At 59.9% G+C, this 26,761-nt stretch carries 16 protein-coding genes and 1 tRNA gene; 16 read left to right on the top strand and 1 reads right to left on the bottom strand.

Annotated features, from left to right (window positions below; translation table 11 throughout):
- The first annotated feature begins 43 nt into the window (after positions 1-43).
- The 5 genes from KTQ37_RS14865 to KTQ37_RS14845 all read left to right on the top strand — a co-directional run bounded on the left by KTQ37_RS14865 (position 44) and on the right by KTQ37_RS14845 (position 6,849).
- Entirely contained in the window at positions 44-1,456 is a 1,413-nt protein-coding gene (locus KTQ37_RS14865; protein WP_218631300.1) for a cryptochrome/photolyase family protein, read from the top strand.
- Between the two features lie 75 nt (positions 1,457-1,531).
- Entirely contained in the window at positions 1,532-2,008 is a 477-nt protein-coding gene (locus KTQ37_RS14860; RefSeq protein ID WP_218631299.1) for a TrgA family protein, read from the top strand.
- 56 nt (positions 2,009-2,064) lie between these two features.
- Positions 2,065-3,198: an NUDIX domain-containing protein gene (locus tag KTQ37_RS16975; protein ID WP_328799742.1), complete on the top strand. Its 1,134-nt coding sequence runs from the start codon at positions 2,065-2,067 to the stop codon at positions 3,196-3,198.
- A 100-nt stretch (positions 3,199-3,298) separates the two neighbouring features.
- The gene (locus tag KTQ37_RS14850) at positions 3,299-4,330 is read left to right on the top strand and encodes a cysteine synthase A (RefSeq protein WP_218631297.1); all 1,032 of its coding nucleotides are present in this window, start codon (positions 3,299-3,301) and stop codon (positions 4,328-4,330) included.
- A complete protein-coding gene (locus KTQ37_RS14845; protein ID WP_218631296.1) occupies positions 4,327-6,849 on the top strand; it encodes a DUF3772 domain-containing protein in 2,523 nt (840 codons plus the stop codon). The genes KTQ37_RS14850 and KTQ37_RS14845 overlap by 4 nt, the downstream gene beginning before the upstream one ends.
- A gap of 5 nt (positions 6,850-6,854) precedes the next feature.
- Here the strand turns inward: KTQ37_RS14845 and KTQ37_RS14840 are convergent, their stop codons facing one another.
- Positions 6,855-7,979 carry an AI-2E family transporter gene (locus KTQ37_RS14840; protein WP_263848059.1) on the bottom strand — a complete coding sequence of 375 codons (1,125 nt, stop codon included), beginning with the start codon at positions 7,977-7,979 and terminating at the stop codon, positions 6,855-6,857.
- 112 nt (positions 7,980-8,091) lie between these two features.
- Between KTQ37_RS14840 and KTQ37_RS14835 the strand changes: the two genes are divergently transcribed.
- From KTQ37_RS14835 to brxL, 11 genes are all read left to right on the top strand, one after another.
- Positions 8,092-8,181 (top strand) — tRNA-Ser (locus KTQ37_RS14835).
- Between the two features lie 165 nt (positions 8,182-8,346).
- A complete protein-coding gene (locus KTQ37_RS14830; RefSeq protein WP_218631295.1) occupies positions 8,347-9,615 on the top strand; it encodes a DUF6538 domain-containing protein in 1,269 nt (422 codons plus the stop codon).
- Between the two features lie 734 nt (positions 9,616-10,349).
- Positions 10,350-11,237 carry a DUF7146 domain-containing protein gene (locus KTQ37_RS14825; protein WP_218631294.1) on the top strand — a complete coding sequence of 296 codons (888 nt, stop codon included), beginning with the start codon at positions 10,350-10,352 and terminating at the stop codon, positions 11,235-11,237.
- On the top strand, positions 11,237-12,748 hold the full coding sequence (locus tag KTQ37_RS14820; protein WP_218631293.1) for a YfjI family protein: 1,512 nt from the start codon (positions 11,237-11,239) through the stop codon (positions 12,746-12,748). The genes KTQ37_RS14825 and KTQ37_RS14820 overlap by 1 nt, the downstream gene beginning before the upstream one ends.
- Positions 12,745-13,074, top strand: coding sequence for a hypothetical protein (locus tag KTQ37_RS14815; RefSeq protein ID WP_218631292.1), 330 nt, complete (start codon positions 12,745-12,747; stop codon positions 13,072-13,074). The genes KTQ37_RS14820 and KTQ37_RS14815 overlap by 4 nt, the downstream gene beginning before the upstream one ends.
- A 751-nt stretch (positions 13,075-13,825) precedes the next feature.
- Complete coding sequence (locus KTQ37_RS14810; protein ID WP_236021256.1) at positions 13,826-14,416, top strand: DUF1819 family protein; 591 nt, start codon at positions 13,826-13,828, stop codon at positions 14,414-14,416.
- Entirely contained in the window at positions 14,413-15,015 is a 603-nt protein-coding gene (locus tag KTQ37_RS14805) for a DUF1788 domain-containing protein (RefSeq protein WP_218631290.1), read from the top strand. Before KTQ37_RS14810 ends, KTQ37_RS14805 begins: the two co-directional genes overlap by 4 nt.
- A gap of 4 nt (positions 15,016-15,019) precedes the next feature.
- A complete protein-coding gene (gene brxC / locus KTQ37_RS14800; RefSeq protein ID WP_218631289.1) occupies positions 15,020-18,541 on the top strand; it encodes a BREX system P-loop protein BrxC in 3,522 nt (1,173 codons plus the stop codon).
- A complete protein-coding gene (gene pglX, locus KTQ37_RS14795) occupies positions 18,541-22,053 on the top strand; it encodes a BREX-1 system adenine-specific DNA-methyltransferase PglX (protein WP_218631288.1) in 3,513 nt (1,170 codons plus the stop codon). The genes brxC and pglX overlap by 1 nt, the downstream gene beginning before the upstream one ends.
- Positions 22,046-24,547: a BREX-1 system phosphatase PglZ type A gene (pglZ, locus tag KTQ37_RS14790; RefSeq protein WP_218631287.1), complete on the top strand. Its 2,502-nt coding sequence runs from the start codon at positions 22,046-22,048 to the stop codon at positions 24,545-24,547. Before pglX ends, pglZ begins: the two co-directional genes overlap by 8 nt.
- Before the next feature lie 11 nt (positions 24,548-24,558).
- Positions 24,559-26,634, top strand: a complete 2,076-nt coding sequence (gene brxL / locus KTQ37_RS14785) for a BREX system Lon protease-like protein BrxL (RefSeq protein WP_218631286.1) — start codon at positions 24,559-24,561, stop codon at positions 26,632-26,634.
- Positions 26,635-26,761: the final 127 nt, after the last annotated feature.

The raw sequence follows: 26,761 nt of genomic DNA, 5'->3' as shown, positions 1-26,761 counted from the left end.
AAAAGGCGTGGGCGCGCGATATGTTGCGGGGGCAGGAGGCGTCATGGACAAGGCACCGCTCATCATCTGGTTCCGGCGCGATCTGCGTCTGCACGACCATCCCGCACTTCAGGCCGCCGTTGCGGCGGGCCGCCCGATCGTGCCGCTGTTTATCCTTGATCCGCAGGCCGAGGCGCTTGGCGCGGCCCCGAAATGGCGCTTGGGGGAGGGGCTCGCGGCCTTCGCACGCGCGCTGGAAGGCCTCGGGTCACGGCTGATCTTGCGGCGCGGTCCGGCGCTGGAGGTGCTGCGCAGCGTGATTGCTGAAACCGGCGCTGAGGGCGTGCACTGGTCGCGCCTCTATGACCCCGAAGCGCGCTTGCGCGACAGCGCGGTCAAGTCCGCCCTGCGCGCGCAGGGGCATCTGGCGCGCAGCTTTCCCGGCCATCTGCTGTTTGAGCCATGGGAGGTTGAGACTAAGGGTGGCGGGCCTTACCGGGTGTATTCTCCGTTCTGGCGCGCGGTGCAGGGGCGGGCCTTGGCGCCCGTCCTGCCAGCGGTCGAGCAGCTGGAGGCTCCGGCGCGCTGGCCGCATAGCGAGCGGTTGGCCGATTGGCATCTGGGGGCTGCCATGAACCGCGGTGCGCGGATCGTCAGAAATTTCGCGCAGGTCGGCGAGGCCCGCGCTTTGGAGCGACTGGCGCGGTTTCTCGAGGAACGCCTCGATGCCTATGCGCAGGATCGCGATTTCCCGGCGAAGCCCGGCACCTCGGGACTCTCCGAGAATCTGACGCTAGGCGAGATCAGCCCCCGCACAATCTGGCATGCCGCCTGGCGGCGCCTGCACGAGGGCGCGCCCGGTGCCGAGACCTTCCTCAAGGAATTGGTCTGGCGTGAATTCGCCTGGCATCTCTATTACCACTTCCCCGAGATGGCGCGCGCGAACTGGCGCGCCGAATGGGATGCGTTTCCCTGGCGCGGCGACAACGCGGATGCAGAGGCTTGGCGCCGGGGCATGACCGGGGAGCCCTTCGTCGATGCCGCCATGCGCGAGATGTTCACCACCGGCACTATGCATAATCGCGCGCGGATGATCGCGGCCTCATATCTGACCAAGCACCTGCTGACCGACTGGCGCGTTGGTTTGCGCTGGTTTCAGGAGTGCCTGATTGACTGGGATCCGGCGTCGAATGCGATGGGCTGGCAATGGGTCGCGGGCTCGGGACCCGACGCTGCACCGTACTTTCGCATCTTCAATCCGGCGGGGCAGGCAGAAAAATTCGACCCGGAAGGCACCTACCGGAACCGCTTTCTGGCCGAGGGACAGCGCAACCCGCCCGACCCCGCGCGCGATTTTTTCTCTGCCGTTCCACGGAGTTGGCGGGTGACCCCCGATGCGGTCTATCCCGAACGGCTGGTGGCGCTGGACGCGGGGCGCGCCCGAGCCCTTGCCGCCTATCAGGGATTGCGCGGATAAACTCCAAATTTGTGCCACATTCCGCTGCGATAACCCAGATTGTCTTTATCTTGGGACAAATTCGGATTCGCTTAGATGCAACGAGTAGTAGTGCGTAACAGTACGATGCAGTTACCGACCGCGGCAAAGCTGGTCGGGGTGCTGGGGATGAGCGCCTTGGCGTTCCTGTTCGTGTCCTTGGTCCTCAATTGGCTTCCGGCGGGGGTGCGGACCGTTGGCCTGCTGCCTTTCGCGATTTCGGGCGGTGTCATCATCGGCTGGCGGGTGCTGGGAATGCAGAGCGGCAAGGGCTGGCCTCAGGTCTTCGGGCTGGGCGGACGCGCGGCATTCTACCTCGGGCTCTATGTGCTCTTCTTCCTCGGGACGCAGCAGATGATGACCAAGGCGCTGCGGATGCGTTACGACGGCCCGGTCGACGCCATCGTCGGGGTCATCGCCGAGGGAATCTCGATCGGGATCTCGCTTGTGCGCCTTGACGTGATCTTGCTGCTCTTTATCGGCGGGATGGTCAGCGCTATGTTGTCGGAATACGCGGCGCGTCGCTGGCCCTGATCGCTGGCCCGCGCCCCAGAGGCGACAGGGGCGGGGTAATACCCTCGGGCAGCAACTTGGAAATCCAGTATTTTTTCTACGGCACGTTATGCCACGTGCCGCTTTTGCGTGCGGTGATGGGGCGAGAGCCCCGGATGCAGGCCGCCACCCTTGCGGGGTTTCGCGTCCACATGGCAAGCGACGGCGCGCATGATCTTGGCTTTCCGATCCTTGTTGAAGGCGAAGGCAGCGCACGCGGTGTTTTGGTAAGCGTCAGTGCCTCCGAAGCCGAGCGCCTCAATTATTACGAGGCCGGTTTTACGCCCGTCATTCGCACGGTGCGCAATGCAACGGGAACGGAATGCGAGGCGCAGGTTTATCTGTCTGATGGGCGCTGGCTGCCGGGTGCTGAGTGGAATCAGGAGGCATGGACAGCGATCTGGGGGGACATCGCCACCGAGGCCGCGCAGGACTTCATGGCGGGAATGGGCCACATTACCCCCGAACGTGCCTTGGCGCGCTATCCGATGATGCTTGTGCGCGCGGCGTCTCGCCTGCGGGCGCGCGGGGTCAAACCCGCCGAACTGCGACGCTCTGTGGGCGCGGGTGATCTGGCGATCCACAAGCATACCCCCGCCTATGCGCGGTTTTTCGCGGTCGAGGAGTACGACCTTCAGCACAGCCTTTTCGCGGGTGGCATGAGCCGGACGCTTGAACGCGCGGCCTTTGTTTCGGGCGATGCCTCGGTGGTTTTGCCCTACGACCCGCTGCGCGACCGCGTGCTGCTGATCGAGCAGTTCCGTGTGGGGCCGATGGCGCGGGGCGACACGAACCCCTGGCTGATCGAACCCATCGCAGGTCGGGTCGATCCGACCGAAACACCCGAACAGGCCGCCCTGCGCGAGGCCGGGGAGGAGGCGGGGATCACGCTAAGCCGCCTGATTGCCGCGCCAAGCTTTTACCCCTCGCCGGGCGCCAAGAGCGAATATCTCTATTGCTACGTTGGTTTGGCCGATCTGCCTGACGGGGCAGGGCGCCCCGGCGGGGTCGAGGCCGAGGGCGAAGACATCCGCCCGCACCTGATCTCGTTCGACGAATTGATGCATCTGATCGAGACCGGCGAGGCCGATAACGGCCCGCTGCTTGTGCTGGCGCTATGGCTGGCGCGGCAGCGTCCGGCCCTGCGCGCAGAGGCCGGGATCAAGGGCTAAGCTGCCCCGACCCCAAGCGACTTCCTGCTTGGGGGCTTGAGGCGGGCGCGGATGCGGCCTAAGTCTGGGCGACAGACGTCAGAGCACGAGGGGAGACATCATGCGGATTTGCAAGGATCTGGCCGGGGCCGTTGGCAACACGCCTCTGATCCGGCTTAAGAAAGCCTCGGAACTGACGGGCTGCGAGATTCTTGGCAAGGCCGAGTTCATGAACCCCGGTCAGTCGGTCAAGGACCGCGCCGCGCTGTTCATCATCCGCGATGCGATCGCGCGCGGGCAGCTCAAGCCTGGCGGCACGATTGTCGAGGGTACGGCGGGCAACACGGGCATCGGCCTTGCGCTCGTGGGCGCATCGATGGGTTTCCGCACGGTGATCGTCATCCCCGAAACGCAGAGCCAGGAAAAGAAAGACATGCTGCGTCTGGCAGGCGCAGAACTGGTGCAGGTTCCGGCCGCGCCCTATGCGAGCCCGAACAACTATGTGCGCTACTCGGGACGTTTGGCCGAGGAACTGGCCAAGACCGATCCGAACGGCGTGATCTGGGCCAACCAGTTCGACAACGTGGCCAACCGGCAGGCGCATGTCGAAACCACCGGCCCCGAGATCTGGGACCAGACCGGCGGCAACGTAGACGGCTTTGTCTGCTCGGTCGGCTCGGGCGGCACCTTCGCGGGCGTCGGCATGGCGCTGCAACCCAAGGGCGTGAAGATCGCGCTGGCCGATCCCGATGGCGCGGCGCTGCACAACTTCTACACCAAGGGTGAGCTGAAATCCGAGGGCTCATCGATCACCGAGGGGATCGGGCAGGGCCGCGTTACCGCGAACCTTGAGGGCTTCACCCCGGACATGAGCTTCAACGTCCCCGATGCCGAGGCGCTGCCGATCGTGTTCGACCTGCTCTCGGACGAGGGACTCTGCCTTGGCGGCTCGTCGGGGATCAACATTGCAGGCGCGATCCGCATGGCGCGCGAAATGGGACCGGGGCACACCATCGTGACCGTCCTGTGCGACTACGGTACGCGCTACCAGTCCAAGCTGTTCAACCCCGATTTCCTCAAGGCCAAGAACCTGCCGGTTCCGAGCTGGCTCGACGGTGCGGGGCGAGAGGTTCCGGAGGTCTTTGAGGGATGATCCTTCGCTTTCTGCGTATATGGCTTGTGGCAATGTTCGTCGCGCTGCCGCTGGCTGCGCAGGATGTGAAGCTGCCCGATTACAAGACCTGGGATAAAGCCGCCGAGGAGGCGCAGCACATCGTCGCCGAGGGCACGGCGAACGATCAGCGGCTGACCGCGTTGCGGGTCGCCATGGTCGATTGGCGCAAGCAGTTCCTGGCCGCGCAGGGGGCGAATGCGTCAGAGATCAAGACGGTGCGCGAGCAGATTGCCGCGCTTGGCCCGGTGCCAGCGGATGGGGAAACCGAAGACACTGCGATCGCCGAACGTCGGGCGGAACTGCACGATACGCTGACCAAGTTGCAGGCGCCGGGCCTTGCCGCCGTTGAAGCTGCGACCCATGCGGATGGTATCATCCGCGAGATCGATGATGAATTGCGCGCCCGCGCGACGGACAAGCTGCTGCGGCTCTCGCCATCGCCACTGAACCCGGTGAACTGGGGTTTCGGGCTGAAAATCGTCGCTGCCCTCAGCGCGCAGCTATATGATGAGGCAGCAGAAACGTTCGCCGCGAAGGGATCGTTCGGGACGTTCTCGGAAAGCGCGCCTCTGATCGCGCTCCTGGTGCTGGTTGCTTCGGTGCTGCTGGCACGGGGCAGGCGTTGGATGAATGATCTGTCGGCCTGGCTGTTGGGCAAGGCATCGATCCGGGCCCGCTATGTCATCGAGGAAATGGCGTCTGTCGGGCATATTCTCGTGCCCATGGTCGGCTTCAGCCTGCTTCTAGTAGCCGCATCGCAAACCGGCCTCGCCGGCAGGCTTTGGGACGAGCTGCTGGGCGTGATCGGTTCCATCGTGCTGATGGGGCTGTTTGCCGCGTGGTTGGCCAGGCGCGTATTCCCCTCGCGTGCCAAGTACGAGGCACCGTTGCATTTTGCGCCCGAGCGGCGCCCCGAGGTGCGTCGGATCGTGCTGAGCCTTGGGCTTGTACTGGCGATCTGGGCACCCTTGGGCGATTGGGTCGTTGCGAAGGCCGAGAACGCGATGCGTACGGCGCAGGGGGATTCCGATTCCGTCAACCTGCTTGCGGCACATATAGATGCGGGCCTTGCCGTCCTCGCGTTTCCGCTTCTGCTCCTCGGTGGCGCGCTGCTGTTCCGCTTGGGGCAGCTGTTGCGCGTTCACGTGAAGAACGAGGCCGCGGGATGCCCTGAAAGCAGCTTTCGGACCTCGGTCATGGGCGCCGTGGGGAGCCTGCTACTAGCGGTTGGTGTGGTTGGCCCGCTTCTTGGGGGCATCGGCTATGTGAACGCCGCCAACGCGATTGTCTGGCCGATGGTCGAGACCCTGTTGCTGATTGGCTTGATCCTGGTGCTTCAGAAGTTCCTGGCCGAGCTATACGTGCTGCTGACCGATAGCGGCAATGAAGGGCGCGACAGCCTTGTGCCGGTTTTGATGGGCTTCATGCTCGTGCTGCTCTCGATGCCGATCCTGGCGCTTTTCTGGGGCGCACGGGTCGAGGATCTGGTTGAGCTCTGGGTGACTTTCCGCAACGGGATCAATCTGGGCGGGGTGCGGATATCACCCTCGGTCTTCATCACCTTCGCGATCATCTTTTCGATCGGCTATGCAGCAACCCGGATACTGCAGCGCGCCTTGCGCACCAGCATACTGCCCAAGACCAGCATCGACAAGGGCGGTCAAAATGCCATCGTCTCGGGGCTTGGCTATGTCGGGATATTCCTTGCCGGGATGGCCGCCGTCGCCACGGCGGGGATCGACCTCAGCTCGCTTGCGATTGTCGCCGGTGCGCTCTCGGTCGGTATCGGTTTTGGCCTGCAAAACATCGTATCGAACTTTGTTTCCGGCATCATCCTTCTGATCGAGCGGCCGGTCTCCGAGGGCGACTGGATCGAGGTCGGCGGTCAGCAGGGCGTCGTCAAAGCCATCTCGGTGCGTTCGACGATCATCGAAACCTTCGACCGCACCGACGTGATCGTCCCGAACGCCGATCTCGTCTCGGGGCAGGTGACAAACTGGACCCGCGGCAACAAGACCGGGCGCTTGATCGTGCCGGTGGGCGTGGCCTATGGGGCCGATACCCGTCGCGTCTCCGAGATTTTGCTCGAGATTGCGCAGGCGCAGCCCCTGGTGATGATGTCGCCCGAGCCCTTCGTGATTTTCAGCGGCTTTGGGGCCGACAGTCTGAATTTCGAGATCCGCACGATCCTGTCCGACGTCAACTTCAAGATCCGCGTGCTCTCGGAAATCAACCACCAGATTGCCGAGCGTTTCGCCGCCGAAGGGATCGAGATTCCTTTCGCGCAGCGCGACATCTGGCTGCGTAACCCTGAGGCGCTTCTTGGCCGCACCGACGCTGAGGTGGCGAATGCTGCGAAACCCAAGGCACCCTTGGAACCTGTTCCGCCGGCAGCGCCAGAGCCGCTGGAAGGCATTCAAGACACCGCCGCGCTGTCCGACAACGACGGTGCCGACGATGGTGGTGATGGGGGCGGCGGCGACGGTGCAGGCCGCTGATCCGCTTAGTCTTCGGTTTCGGGAAGCCCCTCGCGTGAGAGCATTACCGCGAGCGGGCGCAGCGTCGGCGATTGGGTGCAGATGATCATCAGCGCCACCATGATCGGCACGGCCAGGAACATGCCGGGCAGGCCCCAGATCGCGCCCCAGAAAGCGAGCGAGATGATGATGCCGAAGGAGGAAAGCCGTAGCGCGCGGCCCATCAGCATCGGGTCGATGACATTGCCGATGAAGAATTGCACCAGTCCGCAGATGGCGAAGACGCTCAAGGCCTCGGCGGCATCCTGCGTCAGCACATAAACCGCGAGGCCCGCGATCCCGGTAGCGATGATCGAGCCGATCGAGGGGATGAAGTTGAGCGCGAAGGTCAGCACCGCGACGGGCAATGCAAGCTCGAAGCCGCCGACCTTGAATACCCCGTAAACGATGACGCTGGTCACGATCGAGACCATCGCCTTGACGAGCAGGTAGTGGTTCACGCGCCGCATGATGCGCCCGACCATATCGGCAACGTTATGAGCCCGCGCAGGGTCGCCCAGAAGGCTTTCCAGTTTGGCCTGAAACCAGACCCGCTCGGCGAACAGGAAACCCACGAAAAGCGTGATCAGAACCGCCGCCGAAAGCAGGCTCGAGGCCTGACTGGCCAGTGTGCTCAGGTAGCCCGCAACCTCGATCTGCTGGATGGAGTCGAGCACCGCGGCCTCGACATCCTCGCCCATCCAGCCAAACATCGCGGCTATGGCGCGCTGCGCGGGGCCAGCGTAGGCCAGCACCATGGTGACGACCTCGTTTGCCTGTGCAAGCAGCACGGCTGACGCTGTCAGCAGTCCTGACGCGATCAGCAAAAGCGCGACGAGCGAGGCCAGCCAGTTCGGAATGCGAACCGGCCCAATATGTAGTCGCGCGATCGCGTTGATTGCCTCGGAAGTCAGCGAAAACAAGATGATCGCAATGGCGAGTGAGATCAGGATGAAGCGGGCCTGGACCAGCAGAAACAATACCAGCGCGAAGGCGATAATCCCCAGAAGCGCGTTGGTAAGCTGCCTCGGTTCGCGTCTGCGGGATGCTGGCGCGGGAGGAGTTTCGAGCCGTGGCGCATCCTTCATCGACATCTGTCCTTTGCGATCCACTCAGGCTTGTGGTGGGCTGCGACCACGTTAGGCAAGCTGCCGGACAGAGGCAAGAGTTGCCCGCTGGAAAGCCCCTTGCATCCCGCCCCGCTTTACGGATAAACCCGCCGGCGGACGGGTGGCCGAGTGGTCGAAGGCGCACGCCTGGAAAGTGTGTAGGCGGGGAACCGTCTCGAGGGTTCGAATCCCTTCCCGTCCGCCACAATCCACGCATTTGAAAACGCACAACATGCTGTTTAGTCGTCATTGTTTTCATGTTGCTGGGCTATATTGTCTGCGGCATCCTTGTTTTGCTGCACATTTTGCTGCACATTTTGCTGCACATTTCCTTGAGAGACTTGCGATTCCATTGGCTCAAAGGTGTTCCATGAAGTTGATCAGGCGCTCAGGTACTTACTACATACGGAAGCGGGTTCCGAAGAGGTATGGTCCGATCGAGTATCGAGATCATGTTTGGATTTCTTTGAAGACCGACTCTGAAAGCTTGGCGCGCCAAAAAGCCGTTACCGTATGGGCAGACATGATCGGAGCCTGGGAGGCGAAGCTCGCCGGCAACGTCGACGATTACGAGGAGCGTCTGGCGGCGGCTAGGGAACTCTCCGCGCGCCGTGGGTTCGAGTATCTGCCCGCGCCTAAGGTCGCAAAGCTGCCGATTCATCAGGTTCTCGATCGCGTCGAGGGCGTTCTGAACTCAAAGGGCCAGATCGACGCACTTGAAGCGGAAGCGCTCCTTGGTGGTGTGGAGCCACCGAAGATCACTGTCTCGCGTGCTCTTGAGCACTACTGGAAGATTGCTGCTCCTAAAGCGGCGGGGAAGAGTGAAGATCAGGTGCGGCGCTGGAAGAACCCTAAGATGAAGGCCGTCAAGAATTTCATCCGTGTAAATGGTGATGTGGATATTGCTGAGATCACCACGCCCGATCTTTACGATTTTCGTGCTTGGTGGTGGGACAGGATCATGGAGGAAGGGCTATCCGCAAACTCTGCCAATAAGGATCTCGTCCACCTGAGTTCGATCGTTAAGACTGTTGCGCGTGCAAAAGCGATCACGCTTAAGTTCAGCACAGAAGGGCTCACGATAGACGAAGGGAAGAAGAATACGCGCCCCCCGTTCTCTGTGGAGTGGATCAAAGAGAAGATCCTCGCAGCAGGCGCACTCGATGGGCTCAACTTGGAAGCTCGGTGCATCGTGCTCGCGATGGTCAATACCGGCGCCCGTCCGAGCGAGATTGCGGGGCTCTTGCCGCATCATATACATCTTGAGGCCGAGGTCCCTTACATCGAGATTCGCCCTGAGGGTCGGAAGCTCAAGACTGTGCACTCGGAGCGAGTGATACCGCTTGCTGGAGTCAGTTTGGAAGCGATGCGTCAGTGTCCGGCGGGATTCCCGCGGTACCGCGATAGTGCAGGCCTGTCGGCAGTGGTGAACAAATACATGCGCGAAAACGGCCTGCTCGAGACATCCGACCACTCGCTTTATGGGCTACGGCACAGCTTCGAGGATCGGATGCTTGCGGCCGGGATTGATGAACGGATCCGGCGCGACCTGTTTGGCCACGCGCTGAAACGCGAGCGATATGGAAAAGGCGCTGATCTCGCGTATCTTCTGAAACTTATTGAGCGCGTTGCCATTTAAGGGCACATCCCGGAAGATCGGGCGGCGACGGAAGCTATGATCCGACTTCTGCTCGCCTCCAAGAATGCAGAAAACTGACGCTGTCATAACGCAGCAATCATGATGCAGGTCACAAATCGCGCCTTGAACTGGAGGTAGTGAATGGCGAGCGCGCGGTTTCGCCGCTGGCCGCTGGATACGCCATGCATCCGAGAATGTTACTTCACCGGAAGAAAGCTTTGCTCGCCGAGACATTGAAGATCGTCGTGCGCGGCGCCAAGAACAAGGCCCAGGCGCGCGAGGAAACGGGACGGTTCTTACATACCATGATCGGGGGTTGGCTGTTGCCTTTATATAAGGGCGCATCTGCTAAGAGGCGTGTGCCAAGCCTCGCGCATGCAGGATTGCGAGCACGATGGAGATCGTGCGATGGCGGGCTTATCGGCTCGTGTTGGGACCCGCAAATTTACAGTTGCGTGAAAAAACTGACGCCCCTAGTAAGGAATCACTGAGAAGATTTTCCTATGTGATGGCGTTCCCAAGACACTGCTCTTGGCAGACACATTTTTCCTGATGATCTCGTCTTCTATGACAGTGTCTCGGCCCCGGCCGTAGCACGCAGATCATTATTTCTGAGGCAATTTTAATCACGAATCCGTCGTTCGAGTTGCCGCCTAGCGGTCTAGAGCTCGAGTGAAAATAGGCCCCGGCTTTCCTTGCCACCTGCTGGCGGGAGGCGCGAAAAAGAGGGAAAGATGATTGAAACGGCTGAGCGCATCACGCGCGCACTGAATGGGAGCTGGTATGGCCGCTACGGCACTGCCGCGTGCCCAGTATGCCAAAGCGAAGGCCGCAAAACCCAGAATGCCTTGACATTAGCAGATGGGTCGAATGGCCGCCTGTTGCTGAACTGCAAGAAGACTGGCTGCGACTTCCGAGATATTCTGGCTGCGGCCCGGATTTTCCCTGGAGATCCTGCGCAGAGCGATCCGGCGCTCATTGCCCAGCGCGAGCATCACCGGAAAGCCGAAGCCGAAAAGCGTTCGCGTCAGGCGCAAGAAGTCTGGAATGAGGCGCATTCGATCCAAGGCACGCTTGCGGAAACATACTTGCGGGGCCGGGGGATCACTGCTGCGCTGTCCCCGACGCTGCGCTTCCATCCTTCTTGCTGGCATGGACCGAGCGCCCAGCGCCATCCGGCGCTCGTGGCTCGGATCGCCGATGGTGACGGCTTCGCTGTTCATCGCACCTATCTGTGTGCCGATGGGCGACAAAAAGCCATTCTTGAGGGCGGAAATAAGCTCATGCTTGGCATGGCTCGTGGTGGTCATGTGCTGCTCGCTGAGGGCGCCGGGCCGCTTGTTGTAGCGGAGGGCCTGGAGACCGCCCTGAGTCTCGCCAGCGGTCTTCTGCGAGCCCCGGCGACGATATGGGGGGCGCTATCGGCCAGCGGCATGTCTGCACTCCATCTTCCCAAAGTTCCAGGCGAGATGACTGTCGCCACAGATGGAGATGAAGCCGGACGTGCCGCAGGGCACTCCCTCGCAACGAGAGCCTCCGCGCAGGGCTGGACCGTAAGCCTTCTTCCCGCGCCGGAAGGGCGCGACTGGAACGACATTCTGAACATGAAAGGGGCTGCATAATGAACGCGCCCGTCAAACCCGTTGAACCGATCCCGTTTGATGCCGGCAGCGATTGGCCTGAGCCTGACTTTACGCTGCTGAAACCCAACCGCCCGGTCGCACCTGTGCTTTCGGATGCAGACTTTGCGTGCATCTTCGGGCCATGGTCGAAGTGGATCAAAGACGCGGCTGAGGCCAAGGGAGCGCCAGTGGACTACGTGGCGCTGTCGCTGATTGCTGTAGCAAGCGCCGTTATTAGCAATGCGCGCTGGGCCTCCCCTTGGGATGACTGGAAAGAGCCCACAGTGATCTGGGCTATGCTTGTGGGGGATCCTTCTGCCGGGAAATCCCCTGCTCTTGATGCAGTTCTCGACTCGGTGAAAGAGATCGATGCCGGTCTTAGCGAGACATACAAATCCTCTCGCAAAGACTGGGAGGCAGACGCGGAAATTGCTGGCCTAGCTCAATCTCAATGGAAGTCTGATGTCAAACGGGCAATCTCTGATGGGGAAGACCCGCCGGAGAAGCCTCGCGTTGCAGAGGCGGGGTCACCCCCGGTCCGCGAACGGATTAGGATTTCCGACGCCACCACGGAAAAGGTGGCCGAACTGCTGGCAGCCTCGTGGCGGGGCTTGCTGTTATTTCGCGATGAGTTGGCCGGCTGGTTGTCCAGTATGGACCGATACAACGGAGGTGGAGATCGCCCGTTCTGGTTGGAAGCCTATGGTGGGCGCTCCTATACCGTCGACCGTAAGAGCAGCCCAGAACCTATTATAGTCGACCACCTGAGCGTTTCTGTGCTTGGTGGGACGCAGCCAGACAAGCTGGATCGTCTCCTGGTCAAAACTGATGACGACGGCCTGCTTGCTCGGTTCTTGACTGTTTATCCTGATCCAGTTCCGCTCTCACGCCCGGTCGCGAAAATTGACCACGAACGCTTGCAAAATGCGCTTGAGCGGCTGCGGAACATCCCCGCAGACAAGTGCGATTCAGGTAGTCCGCGACCCGCCGTGGTTCCTTTCTCCGTTGCAGCTGCCGATATGCTTCAGGAGTTTCGTGAGCAGTGCCGTAAGTGGGAAGCGGGCTCTCACGGATTTCTAAAGGGCCATATCGGAAAAATGCCTGGGCTTGCCGTTCGCCTGTCCTGTGTGCTGGCTCATTTGGATTGGGCTTTTGATGCGGAAGGTGCTCCCCCCGAGTGCATCGACGTTAATCATATCGCTCGCGCCTGCCATCTCGTTGGCGAGCATTATCGCCTTCACGCAGAACGTGCCTACGGAAATGCAGCGCCACCGCAGGAAATTCGGAACGCCCGCCGCGTTGCCCAGGTCATAATGCAGGAGCGCCCTCGCTCCCTCAAGGTTCGCGACATTCAACATCGCGGCCTGTCCGGGATGCAGTCGGCCAAGCCGATCGAGGAGGCGTTCAGCATCTTGGAGCAGGCAGATTGGGTCCGTCGCTCCATCGAGACCACTGGGGGACGCTCGAGCCTCTCTTATATCGTTAACCCTCGGCTGTGGAGGGCATTATGAGCCGTTGGCTGGACCTCGCTGCAGAGTGGGAAAATTCAAAGCGCGTACCCGACAACCGGCTAAAACCGGCAGAAAGCCTCCCGGCGGACGACAAAACAGCCTTTCTGCCGGTTTTAGCCGGTTGTCGGGCGGGGGTATCAGACAAAAGAAATGAACCGACCACGACTCAGGGGCAGGGCGATGCCTCGCCCTTCACTTGCGCCATTTGCGGGGAGCGTGACTGGACCGTTTCACTGACCGACATCGATCGTCGAAAATATCACATTGCCTGCTGGAAATCTGCGATGGATCGCAAGCAGGCCTATGGGTTTGCCCCCCCGGGTTGATGGCGCGATCCCATTCGTAGGAATGGATGGATTACTGCGGAGCAAGGTCCTCACGTCTGCGCGACGATCGAGCCGAAGCTCCGCCACTTGTTCGAGTTCTATGGCGAAGCCGAGGCGCTGACAGCAAGCTGTATCTCTTCGTGGCGATCGACCGCATCAGCAAGTTCACGGTCTGCTCGTCAGTAAGCCGACAGGCACACCGCCTGGGATTTTCTGGCGCATCGGCTCGAAGTCGTACTTTGCAGAATCCATAGGTTCTAAGCTGTGATGTGATTTGGTTCGCCGAGTTGCCGTGAAACCGCATCAACGCTTGTTCCCATCAGACGCATTGCGGCATGTGCCGTGAAACTCGCGGGATCGAGCTTCGCCCCACAGCATTCGGCAAGAGGCTTGATGAAGTCGAAACATTCAGCCCATAGCCCCTTGCTCCTTCCGATCGGGTGGGCGATTGTCCTGTGTCGACTGTGGTCGACATGGGCTGAACATCTTGGAACAGTTAGAAAAATGTGGGCAGATGTGGGCATGTGAACCGCAGCGATTTTTGGAAGTGGGCTCGACCGGTGGCATGCGCGATCGCGAAGCGACAGACAAGGTCTGACGTTTGCTATTCTACAACGCATAGAAGCAGCGTCGGGCCCTGTCTGCCTAAACCCTTTGGAAGCGGCAATAACTTGGAAATTTACTGGGACGACTTTCCGTCGCGCGCCGAAAGCACTGCACAATGACGATTTCTTCAGATCAGCCCTACAAGATGTCCTTCGCCACCGGCGGCCTGCTACTGAACGAAAGTGTGGAAGTGGCCCGGCTTCATGTCCCGACAGAAGCGTGGGACGTTACCTTGCACCGTGCGCTGGAGGAAGGGGTTACCTCGTTGCCAAAGGCCGCCTCCCGCCGTCGCACCCTTCGTGAGATCGTGAACCGGATTTCAATGCTAGACGAGGCAGAGCTCGAGTTTCTGGTTGAAGGCGCCGATCGTCAGGACCAGCAGGCATTGCTATGGCTTGCCGCCTGTCGAGCATACCGTTTTGTCCGGGAGTTCGCGACCGAAGTCATCCATGAGCGTTTCCTGTCTTTCCAGCTGGACCTGCCGCTCGATAGCTTCGATGTACTGTTCTCCGCGAAGGCTGAATGGGACGAAGGGCTTGCTGGGATCAGCCCGACGACGCGCGCGAAACTGCGCCAAGTCCTCTTCCGGATGATGCGCGAAGCAAATGTCATCTCGAATGATAACAGGATCTTGTCTGCCTATGTTTCTCCTCGCCTCAAGTCGATTTTGGTCAAGAAGTCGCCCAAGGATTTAATCCTGTTCCCCGGGTTGGCACGCGAGGGAGGTGCGTCATGACCAAGTCGATCAGCCGAAAAGAGCGAGCTGAACACCTCTTTAAGGTGGTCACGAGTCAGAGGTTCCTGACCAAGCAAGGGCTTGGCAACGAAGTGCCATTCTTCATTTGCCCCTTCCCCGCTGAAGAAGGGCTATCAATGGCGGAAGACCGACAAGACCTGATCACACGTATCACACACGCTGGGACCACGGTTCTTGACCTGAGCCTCTATGACCTGTCACTGGGCATTCTCGAAGAGCGTGGCATTCTGGACCAGGTTCTGGAGATTGAGCCTGATACCGACAAGACCGAGCTTCGTGAGCTTCTCCAATCCGTCCTGGATCCGAAGGCAAACCTGATCCCAAAAATCGGCGAGGCCATCGAGACGATTCCTCACGATGTTATTTTCTTGTCCGGGGTCGGAGAGGTCTATCCTTATATCCGGTCACACAATGTGCTGAACAACCTGCAAAGCACGGCAAAAGACAAGCCGACCGTTCTGTTCTTCCCTGGCAGCTATACCCATGCACTTGCGACGGGGGCATCGCTTGATCTGTTCGGGCGCCTGCACGACGACAAGTATTACCGGGCGTTCAATATTCTGAATTACGAGGTTTGATCCAATGACCGTTGCGATGCGTGATATTTTTGAGAAGCCTGTCGATCGGTCCATTGACGGCGTCATCAAGGCAGATGACGAAGCCAGCCTGCGTACCGAACTTGATGAGTATGTCATCACGGGTGAAATCGGACAAAGGCTTGAGCAATTCCTCGACGCCTACAATAATTACAAGACGGCCAATGGTGTCTGGATCTCCGGCTTTTTCGGCTCGGGTAAGTCGCACCTTTTGAAGATGCTTGCGCTCTTGCTTGAAAACCGGGAAGTGGACGGGGTCAGGGCGTTCGACATCTTCGCAGAAAAGCTAAAAGACGAACCGATGCTCGCCGGCGCCTTGCGCAAGGCAGTCTCGGTCCCGTCCAAATCGATCCTGTTCAACATTGACCAAAAGGCTGACGTCATTTCCAAGATTGATGTCGATGCGCTGCTTTCAGTGTTCCAGAAGGTTTTCGACGAAATGTGCGGCTACTACGGCAAGCAGCCACATATCGCACAGTTTGAACGGCAGCTCGACGAGCGCTGCCAGTTTGATGCATTCAAAGCGGCGTTCCTGGAGCTTTCCGGAAAGTCTTGGGAGACACGAGGCCGCGAGGAAGCGTTGCTTGAAGGGCGCAATATCGCTGCGGCCTTCGCTCAGGCGACGGGGACCGATGCTGCGGACGCCAAAGACATCCTCTCACAATACCGAAAGGATACTCGGGTCTCTATCGAGGATTTCGCCAACACGGTGAAGGCCTGGATTGACCGCCAGGCACCGAACTTCAGGCTGAATTTCTTTGTCGACGAGGTCGGTCAGTACATCGCTGACAACGTCAAGCTGATGACCAACCTTCAGACCATCGCCGAGAGCCTGAACACGAAGTGCAAGGGTCAGGCGTGGATCATCGTGACGGCGCAGCAGGCCATCACCGAGGTCGTGGGCGATATGACGGCCCGGCAGGAAAACGACTTCTCGAAGATTCAGGCCCGATTTGCCAACCGCATGCCCCTGAACTCAGCGGATGTGGCAGAGGTCATTCAACGCCGCCTGCTGGCCAAGACCGACGCAGCCCAGATCATGCTCGGCAATTTGCACGATAAGGAAGAAAACAACCTCAAGACTTTGTTCGATTTCGCCGACGGCTCGATCCGGCTGAAAAACTACCGCGACCGCGAGCATTTCGTCGCGAGCTATCCGTTCCCGCCCTATCAGTACACGCTCTTCCAGATGGCGATCACGTCGCTCTCCCAGCACAATGCTTTCGAGGGCAAGCACAGCTCCGTGGGCGAACGCTCGATGCTGGGCGTCTTCCAGGAGGTGGCTAAAACCCTTGCCGATCATCCTGTCGGGGGTCTTGCTACCTTCGACTTGATGTTCGAGGGGATCCGCACCGCGTTGAAGTCCTCCGTTCAACAGTCCGTCCAGATCGCCGAACGGAACCTTGACGATCCCTTTGCGGTCCGCGTGCTGAAGGCTTTGTTCCTTGTCAAATATGTCAAGGAGTTCAAACCGACTGTCCGCAATATCAGCGTTCTTCTGCTGTCTGAGTTCGAGGCCGATCAGGCGGGACAACGTCGCAAGATTGAGGATGCTTTGGCGCGACTCGAGCGCGAAACGTACATCCAGCGCAATGGCGAGGTCTATGAGTTCCTGACCAATGAAGAGAAGGATGTCGAGGCTGAGATCAAGGCGCTTGATGTCGATCCGACCGAGATCAGCAAGGAACTCGAAACCCTTGCTTTCGACACGATCCTCCGGCACCGCAAGATCAAGCACTTGACCACGGGCTATGAGTATTCCTTCAGCCGGAAACTCGACGACCACCTGCTGGGTCGGGAATACGAGCTCTCGATCAATATCATCAGCCCATTCAATGACGATGCTGCTGCTCCAGATGCCGTGCGCATGCGCAACATGGGGCGCGAGGAGCTGGCGATCGTGCTGCAGCCGGATGTCCGGTTCATTCGGGACCTGACCTTGTTCCGGCAGACTGACAAGTTCATCCGGCAGTCGCGCAGCGGGTCGCCGCAGCCCGGCCGCGACCGTATCATCCTGGAAAAGGGAGAGCAGAACAGCCGTCGTGCCAAGGATCTGGAGCTTCGGCTGCGGAAACTCATGGCCGCGGCCCGGCTCTTCGTCCGCGGCGATGAACTGGACATCGGCGGCGACGATCCCCAGGACCGCATCGTCAAGGCGTTCCAGGCGCTTGTCGACAAGGTCTACGTGAACCTGCCGATGCTGAGGGGTGTAAACTACGTCGAGGCGGACATCGCCAAGGCTGCCAGCCCGACGTCCACCCTGTTTGGTGAAGCCGGTACCGGCCTGACGGAAGCCGAACAGGATGTGCTGAACCACATTCAGAGCCAGGCCCGCAACGGCGTGAAGGTCTCAGCCAAGTATCTGACCGAACGCTTCGGGGCGAAGCCCTACGGCTGGCCAACGGTCGCCACCCTGTGCCTGACCGCCAGCCTGTCCGGCAAAGGCAAGTGCGAGGCCCGCTCGGACGGCACGCCGCTGGAAGGCGCCGAACTGGCCCGGGCGCTGAACAACAGCCACATGCTGGGCAATATCCTCCTCACCCCGCAGCTGGAGTTCACCTCATCCCAGATCCGCGCGGCGAAGGATCTCTACAAGGAACTGTTCGGCCTGCCTGCAGACGGTTCCGATGCGCGGGTTCTCGGCGGCGAGTGGACGGAGAGCGTCCGCAAGCTGGCGGACGAACTGAACCGGCTCGTCACCGAAAACTACAAGTACCCGTTCGTCGCGGCGCTGGAGCCCTTGCGGGATCAGGTGGTCGCCATGGTCGGCAAACCCGCGGCCTGGTACATCACCGAACCGGTCAAGCAGGAAGACGCGCTGCTGAACGCCAAGGAGGACATCCTCGACAAGATCCGCAGCTTCATGGGCGGGGCCCAGCGCGAGATCTACGACGACGTCCGCGACTTCCTCCAGGCGCAAGAGGCCAACATCGGCTATGTGGATGCCGCCGCCGGCGAAAAGCTGCGTGCCGCTCTGCGCGATCCAGACTGCTACAAGGGCACGGCGATCCAGGCGCTGAAGACCGACCTCTACGCCCTGAAGGACAAGGTCGAGCTCGATGTCCTGAAGGAGCGCAAGGCGGTGATCGCCGCCGTCGACGAATGTGCCGACAAGGTCGCCCAGACAGCCGAGTTCCAGGCCCTCACACCTGAGCAGCAGGACAAGATCCGCCGCAGCGTGGCCTCGCACAAGGCCGGGCTCGACGCGGTGACCATGATCCCGATCCTGCGCGACCGGGCGAATGGCGCGCGGTCCGGCCTGATGCAGCAGATGCTGGCGGACATCGCGCGGATGACGCAGCCCCCGGCGCCCACTCCGGCCGATCCCGGCCTGAACGACCGGCCCGCCCCGGCGCCAAGGCCGCCGTCCTACGTCAACGCCTCGGACATCAAGGTGGCCTATCCGCGCCCCTACCTCGCCGAGGAGGCCGATGTCGACCAATACGTGAACGAACTGCGCAAGACCCTGATGGCCGAGATCGCCGCGGGCAAGAAAGTGATCGTCTGATGGATACCAACGCCCTCAAGAAATTCGCGCAAGCCGCGCGCAATCTCCTGATCGATCAGGTCACTGCGAAACTTGCCGTCATGATCGACCCGGCCTCCTCCGCCCGGCGCGAGAACCCTGCGGCGATGAAGAAGCTCGACGCCGCCATCGCGCAGACTGGCAAGGCCCAGGTTATCGAGCAGGTCGCCTACACCTGGTTCAACCGCTTCACCGCGCTCCGCTTCATGGACGTGAACGGCTACACCAACCCGCGCGTCGTCTCGCCCGAGGGCGACGCGACGCGGCCCGAGATCCTGGCCGAGGCGATGGCGGGCAACCTGCCCGAGGGCGCGCCCGCCACCATCGCCGCGCTGCTCGAGGGCCGCAGCCCCAGCCGAGACCCGCAGGGCGAGGCCTATCGCCTGCTGCTCGTCCATGCCTGCAACGCCTGGCACAAGCCCATGCCCTTCCTGTTCGAGAAGGTGAGCGACTACACCGAACTCCTGATGCCCGAGGATCTGCTCTCGCCGACCTCGATCCTCGCCCGCCTGCGCGACGCCATGCCCGAGGACGACTGCAAGGATGTCGAGATCATCGGCTGGCTCTACCAGTTCTACATCTCGGAGAAGAAGGATCAGGTCTTCGCGGGGCTGAAGAAGAACCAGAAAATCACGGCCGAGAACATCCCGGCCGCCACCCAGCTCTTCACCCCGCACTGGATTGTCCGCTACCTGGTCGAGAACTCGCTGGGGCGGCTGTGGCTGCTGAACCGGCCGGGGTCGAAACTGGCCGAGCGGATGGACTACTACATCGCGCCGGAAGAGCCCGAGACGGATTTCCTGAAGATCGGCAAGCCCGAGGAGATCAAGGTCTGCGATCCGGCCTGCGGGTCGGGGCACATGCTGACCTATGCCTTCGACCTGCTCTACGCGATCTACGAGGAAGAGGGGTATGAGGCCGACAGGATCCCTGCGCTGATCCTGCAGCACAATCTGACAGGGGTGGAGATCGACGACCGCGCGGGGGCGCTGGCGGCCTTTGCGCTGGCGATGAAGGCGGCGGCGCGGCTGGGGCGGCGGCGATTCCTGCGGATGGAGGCGAAGCCCGACATCGTCGTGCTGCAGAACGTGACCTTCACGCCGGCCGAGATGCAGGACGTGGCCGCCGTGGTGGGGCGCGACCTGTTCACGGACGAGCTGCGCGAGACGCTGCTGCAGTTCGAGCAGGCAAAGAACTTCGGCTCGCTGATCGTGCCGAAGCTGCGCGACCCGGCCGAAACGCTTCGGGTGGTGGAAGCGCGGGACTTCGGCGGCGACCTGCTGCTGAAGGAGGTGCAGGAGCGCGTCATCACCGTGCTGCGCATGGCCGAGGCGCTGTCGCCGAAGTATCACGTGGTGGTGGCTAACCCGCCTTATGCCGGCGGCAAAGGTCTGAATAAGCTGCTGGCAGCGTGGCTCTACGGGAGTTATCGCGGATACAACTCCGATCTGTTTGCCGCGTTCATCAAGAGAATATCGGGAATTGTGCTCCGTGGCGGCGCTTCTGGCTTGATGACGCCGTTTACTTGGATGTTCATCAGTTCTTATGAGGACGTTCGAAAACTACTAACTGAGAAGAATCACATCACGAGCCTAGTCCGGCCCGAATATCACGCCTTCTTTGATTCTGCATATGTTCCTATTTGCGCATTCACCGTCCAGCATTCAAAGGCACCGGACAAGCAGGGTGTTTTTATTGATCTGAATGATTTCGTGGGGGCTGACGTTCAATCAAAGTATTTCCTTGAGGCGATCCGCGACAAATCGGTTGCTTGGCGCCACCAAGGCTCCTCGAAGGACTTCCACAAGGTTCCAGGATCACCGATAGCTTACTGGCTCTCATCGCGCGCGCTTGACGTATTCGAGATCAACGACCCGCTTTCCGCTTTTGCCGAGCCGCGGCAAGGGCTTATTACAGGCGACAATGATCGCTTCCTACGACAGTGGTTTGAAACCGAAAAAGACCGCACTTGCTTCGGAGCAAGTTCTCGATCCGAGGCCAAGAATTCCAAGAAACGCTGGTTCCCGCACCATAAAGGAGGCTCCTTTAGGAAATGGTACGGCAATCATGAGTTCGTTGTTGATTGGGAAAACGACGGGGTGCGGATTCGAAACTTCTTCGATGACAACGGGAAGCTTCGATCAAGGCCGCAAAACCTAGAGTACTATTTTCGCCCGGCTGCGACATGGACATCGCTAACCGTTGGATCCTTCAACGCGCGGATTTGCCGAGGTGGCTTCGTTTATGACGCAAAGGGGCCCATGGCCAAGCCGATTGAGGACAAGGATCTCGGCCTCTTGACTGCGCTGCTGAATTCTTCAAGCTCAAACTTCTTCCTTAAATTGCTCGCGCCCACGATGGACTATAATCAGGGTCCAGTGGGACGCTTGCCTTGGGCAAAAATCACGGCAGGACATCGCACAGCGATAGAAAACAACACCTCTTCGCTTGTTCAGTATGCTCAGTCTGACTGGGACGCCTACGAAACCTCCTGGGACTTCACCACGCTTCCTCTGCTCTCGCCGGATCACCGGGCCGGGACGCTGGAAGCCACCTATGGCCGCCTGCGTGCCCACTGGCAGGGCATGACGGACGAAATGCAGCGGCTGGAGGAAGAGAACAACCGCATCTTCATCGACGCCTATGGTCTGCAGGACGAACTTACCCCCGAGGTGCCGATCGAGGAGATCACCCTCACCTGCAACCCCGCCTATCGCTATGGCGTGAAGGGCACCGCGGAGGAGCGCGAAACCCGCCTGCGCGCCGACACCATGGCCGAGTTCCTGTCCTACGCCGTGGGCTGCATGTTCGGCCGCTACAGCCTGAACGCGCCGGGCCTGATCCTCGCCAACCAGGGCGAAACGCTGGCCGATTACCTTTCCCGCGTGCCGAACCCCAGCTTCCCGCCCGACGAGGACAACGTCATCCCCGTGCTGGATGCCGACTGGTTCGCCGACGACATCGTGGACCGCTTCCGCAAGTTCCTGCGCGTCACCTTCGGCGATGCGCATTTCCGCGAGAACCTCGCCTTCATCGAGGCGCAGGTCGGCGACATCCGCAGGTATTTCACGCGCGGCTTCTACGACGACCACGTGAAGCGCTACAAGAAGCGCCCGATCTACTGGATGTTCTCCAGCCCCAAGGGCACGTTCCAGGCGCTGATCTACATGCACCGCTACCGGCCCGACACCGTCTCGGTGCTGCTTAACGACTACCTGCGCGAGTTCATCCGCAAGCTGGAGGCCGAGCGCGCGCGGCTGGAAAAGCTCTCCGACGACCCCGCCGCCACCCAGACCCAGCGGACAAAGGCGCTGAAGGACGTGGGCGTGATCGCCAAGCAGCTCGCCGAGCTGGAGGAATGGGAGCGCGAGGTGATCTTCCCGCTGGCGCAGGCCAAGATCGAGATCGATCTAGACGACGGGGTGAAGCGGAACTACCCGCTGTTCGGCGCGGCGCTGAAGCCGATCAAGGGGCTGGAGGCGGCGGATGAGTGACCGCATCGCCGCCAGCCTGCGGCAGCTGTTCGAGGACAAGCGGCTCGTCTTCTGGTACGACGCCGACCGCGACATGCGGGCGGAGTTCGACGCGGTCGATCTGCCCGGCGTGACCAAGCTGGAGATCACGAATAACGAGTTCGGCGTGAAGTACCGGATCCTGCGGCAGGAGCCGAAGGGCAAGTTCCTGCTGTTCAAGGACGGGCCCGAGCCCGAGATGACCGACAACTGGCTTCTGGACCTGCAGCTGGCCTCGGCGGTGTTCAAGGCCGACCAGGCGGCGATCTGGCTGGCCGAGCTGGGCCTGCCGCTGCAGTTCGAGAACGTGGTGCGCGGACATATCGAGTTCTTCCGAGCCAAGGCCCGCGTCGAGGCGCTGAAGCGGCTGATGCAGGCGTCCGACACCCAGGCCCAGATGCGCCTGCGGATGCTCGCCGTCTGCGCGGGTGCCGAGGGCGGGCTGGACACCGTGATCGAGGCGTTGCTCGGCGAGCTGGCCGTGGGCCGCGACGACGCCCTGCGGCTGATCGATCGCTCGGGGCTGACGGATTTCCTCTGGAAGCAGGTCGGCCAGGCCTATGGCTACAAGCCCGATGAGCCGGATTTCGAGGACTTCGCCATCGCGCTGTTCCAGTCGGCCTATGCCCTCGCCTTGGGGGAGGATGGGTCGTTAAACGCCGAGACGCTACTGGTATTCCGGCGCTGGAAGAACAACCGTCATTGGGCTGAGGCGTTCGAGATCTTGTCGGCCCGGTATCAGAGCCTTTTGAAGATTCATCAAGACTTGTCGCGGCGCGATTTCCGCGCTGTGATTGCCGTTGATCATTTTGAGGAAATCGATCGCCACATCATCCGACAGCTTGTCCATGCGATGTCGACCCAAACCGTGAGCGCGTCCGAAGTGTTGAAATGGGTCCGAGAACGCCGACAGAGCCACTGGTATGGAACCTATGAGGACATTTATCAAGCGATCGGCTTTGCGACTGAGTTCCAGCAGGCGCTGGCCGAAGCCAATCTTGGAATGACAAGCCCTGCTGAAGGGGTGAAGCGTTATGTCAGCAGTTGGTACAAGCTCGATCAGCTCTATCGCAAATTCATCTACCATATGCAGCGCAGCGGCCATGCCTCGCTGCTCTCGGACCTCTATGAGGCGGTCGAGAACCGATATACCAATAGCTTCCTCTTGAAGCTGAATGACGCTTGGCAGGACCAAGTCACGGGGCTGACCGATTGGGTCATTTCGGGCTACGCGCGCCAGAGCGCCTTCTATGTCGAACAGGCGGCCGAGTTCCGTCGCAAAGACCAGAAGGTGGTGGTGATTGTCTCGGACGCCCTGCGCTTTGAGGTGGCCGAAGAGTGCTTGCGCCGCATCCGGGCGCTGAACCGCTTTGATGCAGGGCTGCAGCCCATGATCAGCGCGCTGCCCAGCTATACACAGCTTGGGATGGCGGCGCTCTTGCCGAACCGGGAGCTGTCTTTCGCGCCTGACGGTGGTGGCTCTGTCTTGTCTGGTGGCGAAAGCACCCAAGGCCTCACTGCGCGCGAAAAGCTCTTGGCAACAGGGCGTGCAGGCGATCGCGCAAGGGCCCTCTCTGCACGCGAGTTGCTGGATATGCGGGTCGATGAGGGCAAAGAGCTCTTCCGGGCTAATGATGTGGTCTACATCTACCACAACCTCATCGATGCGATCGGAGACAAGCTGCAGACCGAGGATCAACTTCCAAAGGCCGCGGAGGACGCGATTGAGGAGCTGACCAGGCTGGTCCGAAAGCTGACTTCAGCGAATTTCTCGAACATCGTGATCACGGCTGACCACGGCTTCCTTTATCAGCACCGAGCGCTGGATGAGAGCGACTTCGCTGTTGCTGATCCCAAGGGTGAGGAAATCCTCCTCCGCAATCGCCGGTTCGTCATAGGCCGCGGCCTCGAGGCGACCGCAGGCATGAAGAAGTTCACCTCCGCCAACCTGGGCCTCGCGGGTGACCTTGATGTCCTGATCCCAAATTCGATAAACCGTCTGCGGGTCAAAGGGGCTGGCAGCCGATTTGTTCATGGCGGGGCATCGCTACAGGAAATCGTCATCCCGGTTATCCGCGTCGGCAAACAGCGCGAGGCGGATGTGAACCAGGTCGAGGTGCAGATTATCGTATCCGGCCGAAGCCAGATCACGTCTGGTCAGACGGCGGTCATTTTCTATCAGGCGCAGCCGGTCTCCGATAAAATGCAGGCGCGCGAGTTGGTCGCGGGGATCTACGCCGCCGATGACACGTTGATTTCAGACGAACATGTCCTGCAGTTCGATTTTACGTCGGAAAATGCACGTGAGCGCGAAATGCCGCGAAAATTCCTGATGTCGCGCGAGGCAGACAAGTTCAACACCCAAGACGTTTTTTTGAAATTGCGGGAGCGTGTCGGCAAGACTAGCCACTATCAGGACTACACGAGCCATCGCTTCCAGTTGAAACGTGGCATTACAACAGATTTTGACTTCTGAGGAGCGGGCCCATGAGTGATCTGGACGCTAAGATCAATGAGCATTTTGCGGGATTCGTGGTCCGGAAGGACTTGGTGAAGGCGGTCAAGGGCAACGCGATCGTTCCCACTTACGTGCTTGAATACCTCTTGGGTCAATATTGCGCGACTGACGATGATGCTTCGATTGAGAGTGGGATCGAGACCGTCAAGGAAATTTTACGTAAGCACTACGTGCACCGTAGCGAAGCAGGACTCATCCAGTCCACGATCAAGGAGAAGGGGCGCTACAAGGTCATCGACCAGGTAAGCGTCGCTCTAAACGAAAAGACGGATAGCTACGAGGCCACTTTCGACAACCTTGGGATCAAGAAGGTTGCCGTCGACAGCGGTACGGTCAAGGCACACCCCAAGCTTCTAGTGACCGGAGTGTGGTGTATCGCAGACGTCCAATATGAGTTCTCAGAAGACAATCGCCTATCGCCTTGGATTCTCGAGACGATCAAACCTATCCAAATCGCGCGCGTCGACTATGAGGGATATAAAGAAGCGCGTTCGAAATTCACAACGGACGAATGGATTGATCTGCTCATGCAGTCGATCGGTTTTGATCCGGCGGCTTTCGGGCGGCGCAGCAAGCTACTGCAGCTCATGCGACTTATCCCATTTGTCGAGCGCAACTATAACATTATCGAGCTTGGTCCCAAGGGGACCGGTAAGTCCCATATCTATTCAGAGTTTTCGCCGCATGGTCAGCTGATTTCAGGCGGAGAGGTCACCATCCCCAAGCTGTTCGTCAACAATTCCAACGGCCGAATTGGCTTGGTGGGGTATTGGGATGTCGTCGCCTTCGATGAATTTGCCGGGCGCGAGAAAACGGCGAACAAGGCCCTCGTCGACATCATGAAAAACTACATGGCGAACAAGAGCTTCTCACGTGGCGTGAACCCAATGGGTGCAGAGGCCAGCTTTGCATTCGTTGGCAATACCGATCACAACGTTCCATTCATGCTCAAGAACAGTGACCTGTTCGAGGCGCTACCTTCCCAGTTTCATGACTCAGCCTTCATTGATCGTCTACATGCATACCTGCCTGGCTGGGAAGTGGATGTCATCCGGGGCGAGATGTTCACCTCGGGTTACGGCTTCATTGTAGATTATCTGGCAGAAATATTGCGCCATCTCCGGCAGGAGGACTTTTCCAATCGTCCCGAACGCTTCTTCCGGATTAGCGAGAAAATTTCGACGCGAGATCGTGACGCAATTTACAAGACTATGTCGGGATTGCTGAAGGTGATCTTTCCGGATGGCAGCGAAACCGAGACCGAAATGGAAGAGCTTTTGCGTCTTGCCCTTGAGAGCCGAAAACGGGTCAAGGATCAGCTCTTCCGCATCGACAGCACCTATCCCGATGTTGACTTTTACTATGTAGGCTCAAGCGGCGAGAAGCGACGGATTACGACCGTCGAAGAGGAAGAGTTCCCACAGTATTACCACAAAAAGCGCCGCGTTGAGAATCTGGCGGAAAGCAGCGCGGACATGACAGATGATGAGCCGCTGATTGAGATAGATGAGGATACTGCTGACGGGATGGCGAAAGGCACGGCGCCAGAACCGTCGCGCGCGTTGGAGGGCCACCATGACTATGCAGAGAACCGCAGGGGGCTGACATATGATGGGCTTTTCGGTCCGTATATCGAAGGAGCCACTCGTATTGACGTGACGGATCCCTACATCCGCTATTTCTATCAGATTCGGAATATGATGGAATTTGTGGAGATGGTCATTCGGCGTAAGGCACCAGAGGATCAGGTTGCCATTCATCTTACGACCGGGCCGGATGATGGGAACATCTCAAAGCAGCGCGAATTACTCGACAGTATTGTCGAAGCGTGCACCGGAAGCGGTGTAGAGTTTTCTTGGAAGTTTGATGGCACCGGCACAGGTCATGCACGCACAATTGTTGCGGATACGGGCTGGAAAATTGTGCTCGATCGCGGGCTCGATATTTATCAGGCACCCATTCGTCGGGATGGGTTTTCATTGGGGGATCGTCTGCAAGAGTACAGAATGATCAAAGGCTTCTATGTGACGTACGTGCGTGCTTGAGAGGTTTTTTTAGGACGCGTTAGAGATTAGGGTTCGGTCGTCTATTTATCTAGGGTCAGGACCCATTGATTTCCGTTTACCGGCATGATTCACGGCTCGAAAACCGAGCGGTGAACATGTCTGATCT

Origin of the sequence: Sedimentimonas flavescens, assembly GCF_019264375.1 — a bacterium.
GTDB lineage: Bacteria > Pseudomonadota > Alphaproteobacteria > Rhodobacterales > Rhodobacteraceae > Rhodobacter > Rhodobacter flavescens.
This window is presented reverse-complemented; position numbering and strand designations above follow the sequence as displayed.